Genomic DNA, 10,497 nt, shown 5'->3' with positions numbered 1-10,497 from the left:
GATTTCTTGAGATTGAGTTTTTCATCAAGCTTGGCTGAGAGTTCATCAATGGTTTGCAATTTTAAATCCTCTTGACTCTCTTTTTCTTTACTTGGATTTTGTTTTGATTTTTTGAATTGGATTGAAGGCATTTTTTATCCTTATTTTAATTTATCTGATTTTTAAAGATTGCATTTTTTGTGATTCTGAAAAATTTATCACAAATTTCTTGATAGAATTCATTAAACTCTTTTTTGGCTTTTTCATCGGCGTATTCAATAATACTCAATCCCTCTGATACACATCGTTTCAATGAAATACGTTCAGATATGATACTTTCAAGTAAATCTATATTTAGGGATTTTTTGTTTTCCAAAATAAACTCTCTCATTGCTTGTTTTTCACGTAAATATGGCACTGGTGGAATTTTATTCATCAAAATGCAGGCACGAAGATTTTCGTTAATGCTTTGAATTTCACTCACACGCTCAAACATTTTAGTCAAAACAGCAATATCAAGTTGAGAAGGAGTGCTCGGAATAATAAGGAGATCAGAAATAAGCATAGCTTTTCTGCTTTCTATGCTATCTTCGCCTTTTGTATCAATAATGATATTTTGAAACTTTGGGATTATTTGTTTAATAGTGTCGGTAATATTTCCGGTGCGATTGAATAGAGTGAAACATTTTATATTTTTATCTAATCTGATATTTACAAAAGTTTCTATACTTTTTTGCACGTCAGTATCAAGCACTACAATTTCTTGATTTTGCAGTAAAAATTTTGTAGCGAGATTTAAACAAAGAGTACTTTTTCCAGATCCACCTTTTTGATTTGCAATCGTTATGATCATTATTTTCTCCAAAATTTAAGAAATCATATAGTTATTTTTAAATTTTTGACTTTATTTTTCAATTTTTTCTCTAACATTTTTTGATTTTCTTTTTGAATAATTTTAAATTCATTTTTAAATTTTTCAGATGGCTTGTTTTGTTTCAAAAAATCTTCATAACTTTCTGCCCAATTTTTCAAAAATTCTTTAGGAGATTCATCTTTAAATGCCTCTAATTGATGGATATAACTCAATAGTAAAAATGCGTGATCAAGGGCTTTTCTATGTTCAAACTCAACAATATTTTTTTCTAAATCAATTCTTGTCATTTTAATTCCTTGCAGTAGTAATATTTATTTATAATACTATAAAATAGTTAATATACAATGCAATTATTACAAATAAATATAATAATGATTAATAAATATATTATATTTATTAATCATACGTATTATAAATATATTTATAATAAATCAATATGAATATTCATAATTAATAAGTAGAATATTTTTAAAATAAATTCAGTATTTGTTTAGAAAAATCTGTTGTGCGATGTACATAGATTTTGGTTGTTTCAATACTGCTATGTCCTAAAAGATTTTGTGTTAAAACTATATCTTTTGTTTGTTCATATATAAAACTTGCAAAAGAATGCCTTAATATATGCAATCCTGCCGATTCTTTTTCTTTCAATATTCTAAGTTTTTTAAGAGTTTTGATTAAAAAATTTATTGTTGTATCACTGCCCTTAAAAGCTGGATTGAGAAATAGATAATCTTGATTATATTTTCTTTTTTTGAGATCACATTTTAACCACTCTTGAAGATGTTTTTCAATAAGTGATTTTTTAATGCCTGCTATCCTTTGTTTATTACCTTTGCCTGTAATTTTAATAGAATAATAAGATTCTCCGTATTCATTGAAAGTAACTTGCAAATCAGAAAGCTTAAGGCTTCTAACTTCATTACTTCGCATACCTGTCAAGGCGATAATTAAAAGGATTAATCGATTTTTCTTATCAAAATCACGATTAAATTTAGCATTTTGCAAATAGTCAATAAAATTTAAAAATTTAGGTTTAGGCAAAAATTTCGGCAAAGGCTTTTCTTTATTAAATCTTAAATTACGCAAAGTAAAGTCAAAATCATAGCCCATTTTTTTATCCAAAAAACGGAAGAATTCTCCTAAGATTATTTTATAAAGGGCAATACTTGAAGATTTATTGGTAAGGCTTTTTTGATATAAAAAATCAATGACTTGATTTTCTTTCAGAAATTTTAACTCTGAAATATGTAAATTTTTGGCATTTTCAATCAAATAATGATAAAAATCTTCAATGACAGTTAAATTCTTTGCTGAATTCATGCCGATTTTTTGGATTTTTCTTCTAAGCAAGCATAATTCATCAATGTTGCCGGCTTCTAAAATTTTGATTTGAGCTTCTTTAAATGCCTCTGTATCAAGAATGTTGTATTTTGAAAAAACTTTTGACTTAAGGTCATAATATTTTTTGGCTGACTCTAAAAATTCTTGAGACAATTTTCTAATATTTTTCATTTTTTATCCTTTTTATTTTAAAATTTTGGAAAATTGTATAATAATTAAATTCTTTAATGTTAATTACATAAAAAATTATTACCTAAAATTTTGATTTGGGCTTTGGATTCTCTTTGGCTTCTTGATCGCGTTGGATTTTGTTTTGAAGGTAGGCAATTTCTTCTTCAATGGATTCTTTAATTTTCTGATGCTCACCCATTTTTTTATAAAACTCAAGATTATCCATAGCACTAAGAAGTTTCAATTTATCGAAGTCAGCTTTTTTAAAGAAGTCTTGGACTTCTTTGTCTTGGATGACTTTAAGGTCTTTTCTGATCATAGCTTCATTTCCTTCAAACTCACCTTTTTTTAACCCATCTTTAAATTTCTTTGCTCTGCTTTGGAGAGAGATTCCATCCTCCATGTATCCCTTCAAACGCTGTGCGCTAAAATAATCTTTATATTTGTCTTTGAGTTTTTGGTAATCCTTTATCCATGCTTGGAGTGCCGGATTTTCTTTAGCCCTTGCTTGATTTTTAACTTCATTTGTGCTAGGATTGGATGAAGATCCTCTAAATTTTGGGGAACAGAGTCAATACGCTTGTTTCCGCCTCTTGTATCTTCATAAGCTGTGTAGAATGCTCCTTCTCTATCTAATCTCATGGCAATAACCTCTCTTTGTTTTGATAGCAATATTTTATCACCAACAAAGGACTGAAAACCCATGAATAAGGCTATTTAATAGGCTTTTTCTCCCTTATATAGCATAGATTGAAAAGATCTTATTACAACATATAATGAGTTAAAGCTTTTTAATGGCTTTATGTTTGTGGATTTGATTGAATCTTTCTTTGTATTCCTCTTTAAGTGGTTTGATATTATTAATTTTTCTAATTTTTTCTAAAATATTTTTTCTGTGATTGGTATCTGAAGATCTTTTATAGTTAAGCAATTGACTTTCCAGGTATTCTTCAAAAATATGAGTATTGAGGGTTTTTAATTGGGTGATTTGTCTTAAGTTTAAATCATCGTTAACGTCTTTAGCAAAGGGTTTATAGGTACTGGTTCCTTTTTTTGTTTTTTCCAGAACAAATTTCTGTATAAAATCAGTATATTTTAAACCATTTTGATCGTTGTCAAAACAAGTCGTAATTCTAGCTTCTTTGCAGACTTCAAAGAGATTATTTAAAGTAGGTTTTATGCCATCTTGATGAAAATTTCCTCCTGTTGAAATAAGCATTGTTTCATTAGGATTGTAATTGTCTTTATAGATTTGCATAAGACTTAAGATATCAACAATAGATTCTCCAAAAATGATTTTTTTAATTTCTTTAGGGTTTTTATTGATATTGAGGATTTCCAGGCATTTATTTCCATGATGAAAATGCTTAAGCGGCTTTTCTCTTGGATTGCCCTTTTGGTCATTATATAAGGGAAAAGAAAGTCTTTGTGTATAACCACATATTTTAATATAACTTATGGTTTTTTGATTGATTTGCTCTTCAATCAGCTTATAATGAGGAAAACAAATATTCCCATAGCTATCTTGTTTGAAAGAATCTTTATAAGGCTCTATAGTTGAATCATATATCCCTTTATTGAGAAAAAATTGATTTTTTTGTGAATTATAATTAGAAAGAGCATCATATTTTTCTTGTACTGCTCTTTTTTCTTCTTTTTCTTCATTGATAAAATACTTAGGGATTTCTATATCGTTTATATTTCCATTGTAATAATTATCAATGAGTGTTTTAATATTAATATTTCTGTTTTTACAAAAGTTAATAATATTGCCCCGATCATTACTCCCATCAACATTGAAATATAGATAGTTATCACCCTTTTTGGTGATAACAAGCTTTTCATTTTCATTTTCGACTACAGGATTTCTAATCGAGCTTTTATCTCTGTTTATTTTAAATCCGTTATGCAATAAAATCTCATGCAAAGGCAAGAGTGTTAAATCTTGCATAATTTATCTCCTTATCGTCTTTTGAGAGTTTTGTTTTTTGTTGTATTGAGTATGTTTTTAGCTTCTATAGTTGTTGTATTTGGAGTGGTGTTATTGAGTTTTTGAGGTTTAGCCACTTCTTTAATCTCTTGATTTTTAACTTTTTGAACTTCTTGATTTAAATTTTTTTCAGAATTCAATGTTTTTTTGTGGTCTCTTTCTATAGGTATACCTAAAGTTTGTTTGATAGAGTTTTCTAATTCTTTATCCAACAGATTGTTGTTGATAAGATTATAACGCATTCCTTTTTCCAGCATATCTTTATGTTCTTTAGTGAGTTTAGTGGGTTCTTTATTATAAAGATTGATAAGGATTTGCATTTCATTTTCATTCATATTATTTTTACAATAAACTAAAAAATCTTTTTTAAACTCGTCTTTAGAAATAGCCATATTTTGATTCTCAATGCGTTTTTTCTCAAAAAAATCCAGTAGATTTGAATATTGAGGTTTCTTTAAATTATCTTGATTTTGTTGATGATTGAGCGTAGAGAAAGCTTGGGTATTGGCTTTTAAGATGGGAGATTCACTAGAATTTTCATTGATTTCTTGAGTAAGATTTGTTTGAGAAAAATCTTTGAGTTCATCTTGAAAGGTTTCAATAAAATCTTTGGATTCTTGATGAAATTTCTGAACATCTTTAATATCAAAATTCCAATGAAGTTCTTCCGAATCAATAAAATAATCTTTTTTAGCATTTTTGATGAGATCTAAAAAATTATTTTGAGATAAATCGCTTTTGCATTGTAGAATAATATTATTATTGGCATTGAAACCCAGAAAGCGTAGCTCTATTTTGATTTCTTTAGAAAGCTTTTTTAAATAGCTTTTGGCATATTGTGTTTGAAATTCTTTGATTTTTTCTTCTGAAAACAAATTGTTTCTAGCATAAATACCAATAGGTGTTCTTAAAAATTCTTGCTCTTTGTATAGGTTCAATTTTTTTAATTCTTTTTGATTGTTCTCAAGGAGTTTATTAGCAATAATATCCATATTAAATTGAAAATTTTCCCAGTTAATAGGTAGGGTAAATGTTTTAAGAGACTCTGTTTGAAATTCTTGAATTTGGTTTTGTTCAACAACAGGTTCAAGAGGTTGGGAGTTAGAAACTTCAATTTCTTTATTCTCAACATTATTTTGAATATCTTGATCTTCAACAAATTTTCTTAATTCTTCTTCAAAAAGACTTACAAAATCAGTTTGAGTATTCCTATTTTTGACATTCTCCGCTTCATTCATCAAGCGTTCAAAAAAAATTCTGCTGTCATCTCCGAGCTTGTTGTAAAAATATAAAAAGCTGTTCAAAAAATTATTGATCGTATTTCTGTTCATTTTGTTTATTTTAATTCTTAACCAAAGGCTTATCGTCTCATGCCTTTGGATTTTTCCTTTTTATCGACTTTCTCTTGTGTATATTGCATATTTTTATTTTTACATATATCCGGACTTAAACAAACATCACTTGAATATATTTCTAAAATTGCATATGTAAAGCTTTCGGGAGTTTTGATGATTTCGGATATTTTTGAGTCAGAAAGGTCGTATTCAGAGGCTTTATCCGTAAAAAATTCTCTGCCTTTGTCTTGGATTGTATTTAAGAAGTTTTTAATATCCTCAGTGTAGATAAATCCGTTTATGCCACAGCCTGCACCGTGCTTATGAATGTTCTGCAACTCACTTAAAGTTTCTTTCATACTTTCCACATTGACATTTCGGATATTTTCGACTTTCGTTTCCCAAATATTGTTATAAATCGAACAGAGCAATCCGTATTTGTCATTGTCTATAACATTGTTCCAAATTTGTGCAATTTGTTTATCCTTTAATTCATCTAATTCTAATTCATCTAATACTTTATTATTCATGTCGGCTTCCTATAGAGATTTGGATTTTTTAGGTTTTTTTGTTTTGTCTTGTATTATTTCTCGCTTGGAGACTTCTTTTGAAGATTTTGGATTCAAGAGATTTTTATTTTCAGCAATATTTTTCAACGCTTCATCAATGGCTTTTTCAACTTGAATTTTTTCTATTTCATTGAGACTTTTTTTGGGCGGAATGTAGCCGGTATTTTCATTTTGAGCTTTTAAATATGTAATGATTTGACCGGCAGTATGATCAAATAAAAATTTTTTTAAATCTTGAAAAATAAGAGGCGCGTTGGTAGGATCAAAATCTTTTTGATGTGAAATATAATTTCTATATTTTTGATCTTTGTTTATAGGTTTCAAATGACTTTTATCAATAGTCTTAAAAACTTCAATATTATAAAGAAAACGTGTTTCCAAAGTTGGATCGACAGGGATTTTTTCTTTGACAATTTGCGTATTAGGAATTTTATTCCCCTTTTTGTCCATTTCATAAACAGGTTTCATCTCGAAGGTTTTGATGTAATGTACTTGAGCTTTTGGAATGTCTTTATCGTTAAATATAGCGTTAATTTCATTTTTATCAGCTTTTAAAAATCTGGCATCTTTTAAACTGATCCAAGCATTTTCTTTGTAATTATGTTGTTTTTGCTTGATATCTAGAATTAGAGAATTCAAAGTGGTAAAAGGTAGCCCATTATAGGGATTGTAAGCCCTTTGAAATTTCTCTACAGGTTGTGTAAATGGCGCATATTTTCCCTTGATAGATTGAGCTACTTCTTTGAGAATATGTTTTAAAAAACTTTCTTTTTTCTCTTGAATTGTATAATCTTCCCATTTTTTCTTTGGGGTTTCAATTTTAGAGGTATAAGTTTGATTGATTTCGTTTTCTGTTGGCATATTATTCTCCTTTTTTTTCTAATTCTAATTGCGTTTCAAATGCAATTGCGGCTTCGCTTTGAGTTTCCATAGCAATACCATAGTTAACAAGTTCTATAACTTCTTCTTTGGTCAGTTTTTGACTTTCAAGTTCAAGTTCATTTTCCATTCTTTACTCCTAAATATTTATTTAGACAGATGATTTTGGTCTGTTGGAGAATCTTAGAAAAAATTTTAGAGAAAAGAAATATATATTTTTAAATTTTTTACTTATGAAAACTCATAAAAAATATATATTTTTGAAAAATAGGTGCGTGAAATATGAAGTTAGAATGGTAAATAAAAAGTAAATAAAACTGCTGATTTTAGTATTTTTGATATTAGCAATTTTTGCCATTATTAATATAATACGTAGTTTTCTCAGATCATCTTAGTAGGGAATCAATCCTACCTTCAGATGATATTCAATTTGGTTAGTAAGCCGGCCAAAGTAGCAATAACACCAAGTGTTATAACTAAAGTTCCCACAACCCACTTGATCATGGAAAATTTAAAAGAATTAAGCTTATTGTTGAAATCTTGAGACAAGTTTGTAACCTTAGTATCAATTACGGCAATCTCAGTTCTAAGTTCTGCAATCTCAGTTTTGAGTTCAACTTTGAGTTCTGTAGTATCTTGCTTGAGTTCGGTTCTGAGTTCGGCAATTTGCTTTTCTAAGACGGCTTTAAGCGCTTCTAAATCTGACTTGGTTGCAAATTCTGCGCCCAGTTTTTCTTTGACACTTAAAATAATTGTTTCAAGTCTCTCATCAAAGACAACCCGACTATTGACATCTAATTGCAATAAAACTTTTTCAAAAACAGAGGCAACACCATCAGCTTGATTTTTGTCAGGAAAAGTTTCATAAATAATATTATATGCTTCTCTAGTCAAACCCATTGCATAAGGCATCGTTTCTCCTTTCATGTTTGTGCTATATTGTAGCATAAGTTACTCCTTCTGATTTAATTCTTTTTAATCATTGCCCAACCAAATAAGCTGGGATTGAATAAATCACCCAAGAGATAAAAGTCTTGATTAAAAGCTTTTTTATTCTCTTTTAACTTTTGTGCTTCAAAGCTTTGTGGGCAGAATAAAGCAATCTTTAATTCTTGTTTTAATTCTTCTATATCAGGAGCGCCAGGAAATCCCATATCAAATAAAAGCTTCTTCTTTTCATAGACATTCACCATTACCCCTCCTTCAATGAGAGAGGGACTGAAGGTTAAATATAGATTTTTATTCTTAATTTTAATTTTTAACATTTTTATCTCCTGATTTTATTGATGGAATTTTGAGAAAGTATCTATTCTCTTTTTGATTTCTTGAGCTATTTCTTCATTCTTATAATAAATCAAACCACCCACAAAAACCATATCATTGAGTCCATCAAGCCTATTATCAGCAAAAATACTCTCAAGCAACTTCTCAAGGGATCTGCCTCTGTGTAGTCGGGTATAATCAGCTTGGGTGTCAAAAATTTGAAAAGCTAAATATTCATTGGTAATTTCAGGAGATAAAAACCCCTCGTTATACCAACGATAATTAGCTTGTTTTAACTTTGATTCAAGAATTCTATAAACTTTTTCTCTATCTAATCTCATGGTAATAACCTCTCTTTGTTTTGATAGCAATATTTTATCACCAACAAAGGACTGAAAACCCATGAATAAGGCTATTTAATAGGCTTTTTCTCCCTTATATAAATAGCAATGAATATTAAAGACATTATGATGACTTGATAGTTTATAAGAGGCTAAAGACACAAAAGAAGTTTTCTAATTTACAATCAACAATAAATTTTCTTTTTAAGTTGATCTAAAAAATTAAATTTTTTTAGAAGATGTAAAAGAAATAATAGGGAATCCATATTTATCCAGATTGGCATTATAATCTTTAAAACTTTTATAATTCATTGTTTGACTTTGAAAATTTTGATTGATCTCATTAACCTTTTTTTCAATTTGTTCTTTAAAACTAAAATAGTCATCATTACCATATTTGTGTTTATAATCTCTTGAAACCAGATTGCCTATCAAAGAAATTGTTTCATTCATAAAAGAGAGATTGTTGGCGATATCTTTGGTGTATTCAAGCAAGAGCATATCTGTTTTTATTTTGACATCAGCATAAGCTTGAGCTTGTTTTTTCTTATCACTTCCTGCTTGTCGGAGTTTTTTCAAAAGTTCTTCTTGAAGATCGTTAAAGTTATCATTCAATCTTTTTGTATCATAAAATAAAGGATAGCAAAACTCTTCTCCATTTTCTTTTTTGCTGAGTTTGCAATATTCCCTTTTTTTCTCTTTGTCATTAAAACTCTTGTCCAGAGTTCCTAATGCTTCCAGCATTTGTTTGGAGCGATTGATAAGAGGATCGGTTTGTTGTGCTTTTAAAAATCTTGTATTTTTTCTATAATCAATTTCTGATTGAACCCATTCTCTTTTTGTTTTTTTATAACATTCTTTATCTCTTTTTAATATACATTCTTTTAATTGCATTTCAAATTCATGTTCTTTTTGTTGTTGTTGAGCTTTTGTAAATAGCATACAAGCTTCAAGCGCCATCGCCCTGCCTTTTAATTCTCCTGCCAGAGAGAGCGAATTTGAAATGATATTGCTATTAAGAGCTTTTCCTAAAGCTTTAAAAGTCTTGAGAGCTTCAGATTCTTTTCCAACATTAGAATAAGTAAGTGTTTTATCATCAGGGGCAATTTTATCTATTTCTAATTGAGGACAAACAGCTTCTATTTTCTTCCATTGCCAGTGGTCTCTAATATTGAAGTCTTTAATAGTTTTTACAAGTTTATCGGCGTTTCTTTTTACTCTATCGGGCATATCGTTTATTTGATTTATAATATCCATAGGATTAGCAATTCCCATTGTAGAGGTTTCAATAAGATTACTTACTTCATTAATAGAATCATTTACCGCATTGATTTTATCGATGCTTTCTTGTGCTTTCTTAATCATTTTGTCATATTTTTCTAGTGCCTGCGTGGCTTTGTTTATCGAATCGAGCATTCTTGAAGCCGTGGTTGCGGCAGTAGCATTTGCTATTGGGTCTTCTACTATCATTGGAACTGCAACTGCATTTGATAGAGAAGAAGTTATCAATGTGCTTAGAATGAAGAATTGAATTGGTTTGGATTTTGGATTTTTTTGATAGTGAATCATTCAAGACTCCTTGTGTATGGATTTTCTATTTTAAATTATTTTATAAACCTTACTTTATTTAGAAAAATGCTAGCACAAATTTAAAAGATTTCATACGCGAATCGGGTATTTTAATTTTTGGGATAGGAACAATACATATATTGATTTAACTTATTTTTATTAATTTATTGCATTAAATTTATTT

At 28.7% G+C, this 10,497-nt stretch carries 14 protein-coding genes; all 14 read right to left on the bottom strand.

Annotated features, from left to right (window positions below; translation table 11 throughout):
• Positions 1-145 precede the first annotated feature (145 nt).
• Complete coding sequence (locus BKH45_RS08520; protein ID WP_095275061.1) at positions 146-832, bottom strand: ParA family protein; 687 nt, start codon at positions 830-832, stop codon at positions 146-148.
• Between the two features lie 23 nt (positions 833-855).
• Positions 856-1,140 (bottom strand): hypothetical protein, encoded by a 285-nt coding sequence (locus BKH45_RS08515; protein ID WP_095275060.1) that lies wholly within the window; start codon positions 1,138-1,140, stop codon positions 856-858.
• A 181-nt stretch (positions 1,141-1,321) separates the two neighbouring features.
• Positions 1,322-2,368, bottom strand: coding sequence for a tyrosine-type recombinase/integrase (locus BKH45_RS08510; RefSeq protein WP_095275059.1), 1,047 nt, complete (start codon positions 2,366-2,368; stop codon positions 1,322-1,324).
• An 82-nt stretch (positions 2,369-2,450) separates the two neighbouring features.
• The gene (locus tag BKH45_RS08505; RefSeq protein WP_095275058.1) at positions 2,451-2,771 is read right to left on the bottom strand and encodes a hypothetical protein; all 321 of its coding nucleotides are present in this window, start codon (positions 2,769-2,771) and stop codon (positions 2,451-2,453) included.
• A 65-nt stretch (positions 2,772-2,836) separates the two neighbouring features.
• The gene (locus BKH45_RS08500) at positions 2,837-3,010 is read right to left on the bottom strand and encodes a hypothetical protein (RefSeq protein ID WP_180675728.1); all 174 of its coding nucleotides are present in this window, start codon (positions 3,008-3,010) and stop codon (positions 2,837-2,839) included.
• A 139-nt stretch (positions 3,011-3,149) separates the two neighbouring features.
• The gene (locus BKH45_RS08495; protein ID WP_095275056.1) at positions 3,150-4,319 is read right to left on the bottom strand and encodes a toprim domain-containing protein; all 1,170 of its coding nucleotides are present in this window, start codon (positions 4,317-4,319) and stop codon (positions 3,150-3,152) included.
• Between the two features lie 11 nt (positions 4,320-4,330).
• Positions 4,331-5,596 carry a hypothetical protein gene (locus tag BKH45_RS08490; protein ID WP_180675726.1) on the bottom strand — a complete coding sequence of 422 codons (1,266 nt, stop codon included), beginning with the start codon at positions 5,594-5,596 and terminating at the stop codon, positions 4,331-4,333.
• Positions 5,597-5,718: 122 nt separating this feature from the next.
• Complete coding sequence (locus tag BKH45_RS08485) at positions 5,719-6,222, bottom strand: hypothetical protein (RefSeq protein WP_095275054.1); 504 nt, start codon at positions 6,220-6,222, stop codon at positions 5,719-5,721.
• A gap of 9 nt (positions 6,223-6,231) precedes the next feature.
• Complete coding sequence (locus BKH45_RS08480) at positions 6,232-7,122, bottom strand: ArdC-like ssDNA-binding domain-containing protein (RefSeq protein ID WP_095275053.1); 891 nt, start codon at positions 7,120-7,122, stop codon at positions 6,232-6,234.
• A gap of 1 nt (position 7,123) precedes the next feature.
• Positions 7,124-7,270, bottom strand: coding sequence for a hypothetical protein (locus BKH45_RS08930; RefSeq protein ID WP_180675724.1), 147 nt, complete (start codon positions 7,268-7,270; stop codon positions 7,124-7,126).
• Positions 7,271-7,554: 284 nt separating this feature from the next.
• Complete coding sequence (locus tag BKH45_RS08475) at positions 7,555-8,088, bottom strand: coiled-coil domain-containing protein (RefSeq protein WP_095275052.1); 534 nt, start codon at positions 8,086-8,088, stop codon at positions 7,555-7,557.
• Between the two features lie 17 nt (positions 8,089-8,105).
• Positions 8,106-8,405: a hypothetical protein gene (locus BKH45_RS08470; protein ID WP_095275051.1), complete on the bottom strand. Its 300-nt coding sequence runs from the start codon at positions 8,403-8,405 to the stop codon at positions 8,106-8,108.
• Between the two features lie 15 nt (positions 8,406-8,420).
• Positions 8,421-8,744, bottom strand: a complete 324-nt coding sequence (locus tag BKH45_RS08465) for a hypothetical protein (protein WP_180675722.1) — start codon at positions 8,742-8,744, stop codon at positions 8,421-8,423.
• 222 nt (positions 8,745-8,966) lie between these two features.
• Positions 8,967-10,313, bottom strand: coding sequence for a hypothetical protein (locus BKH45_RS08460; protein ID WP_095275049.1), 1,347 nt, complete (start codon positions 10,311-10,313; stop codon positions 8,967-8,969).
• Between the last annotated feature and the right edge of the window lie 184 nt (positions 10,314-10,497).

Source organism: Helicobacter sp. 11S03491-1, from assembly GCF_002272835.1.
In the GTDB taxonomy this organism is placed as follows: domain Bacteria; phylum Campylobacterota; class Campylobacteria; order Campylobacterales; family Helicobacteraceae; genus Helicobacter_J.
The sequence above is the reverse complement of the archived record's forward strand: the minus strand, read 5'-3'. Positions and strand labels throughout refer to the sequence as shown.

Excerpts from the sequence above, each read along its gene's own strand:
- BKH45_RS08460 (WP_095275049.1), bottom strand. The coding sequence starts at position 10,313 with ATGATTCACTATCAAAAAAATCCAAAATCCAAACCAATTCAATTCTTC.
- BKH45_RS08475 (WP_095275052.1), bottom strand. The coding sequence starts at position 8,088 with ATGCTACAATATAGCACAAACATGAAAGGAGAAACGATGCCTTATGCA.
- BKH45_RS08480 (WP_095275053.1), bottom strand. The coding sequence starts at position 7,122 with ATGCCAACAGAAAACGAAATCAATCAAACTTATACCTCTAAAATTGAA.
- BKH45_RS08520 (WP_095275061.1), bottom strand. The coding sequence starts at position 832 with ATGATCATAACGATTGCAAATCAAAAAGGTGGATCTGGAAAAAGTACT.
- BKH45_RS08490 (WP_180675726.1), bottom strand. The coding sequence starts at position 5,596 with ATGAATGAAGCGGAGAATGTCAAAAATAGGAATACTCAAACTGATTTT.
- BKH45_RS08505 (WP_095275058.1), bottom strand. The coding sequence starts at position 2,771 with ATGGAGGATGGAATCTCTCTCCAAAGCAGAGCAAAGAAATTTAAAGAT.
- BKH45_RS08465 (WP_180675722.1), bottom strand. The coding sequence starts at position 8,744 with ATGAGATTAGATAGAGAAAAAGTTTATAGAATTCTTGAATCAAAGTTA.
- BKH45_RS08470 (WP_095275051.1), bottom strand. The coding sequence starts at position 8,405 with ATGTTAAAAATTAAAATTAAGAATAAAAATCTATATTTAACCTTCAGT.
- BKH45_RS08510 (WP_095275059.1), bottom strand. The coding sequence starts at position 2,368 with ATGAAAAATATTAGAAAATTGTCTCAAGAATTTTTAGAGTCAGCCAAA.
- BKH45_RS08500 (WP_180675728.1), bottom strand. The coding sequence starts at position 3,010 with ATGAGATTAGATAGAGAAGGAGCATTCTACACAGCTTATGAAGATACA.
- BKH45_RS08515 (WP_095275060.1), bottom strand. The coding sequence starts at position 1,140 with ATGACAAGAATTGATTTAGAAAAAAATATTGTTGAGTTTGAACATAGA.
- BKH45_RS08485 (WP_095275054.1), bottom strand. The coding sequence starts at position 6,222 with ATGAATAATAAAGTATTAGATGAATTAGAATTAGATGAATTAAAGGAT.
- BKH45_RS08495 (WP_095275056.1), bottom strand. The coding sequence starts at position 4,319 with ATGCAAGATTTAACACTCTTGCCTTTGCATGAGATTTTATTGCATAAC.
- BKH45_RS08930 (WP_180675724.1), bottom strand. The coding sequence starts at position 7,270 with ATGGAAAATGAACTTGAACTTGAAAGTCAAAAACTGACCAAAGAAGAA.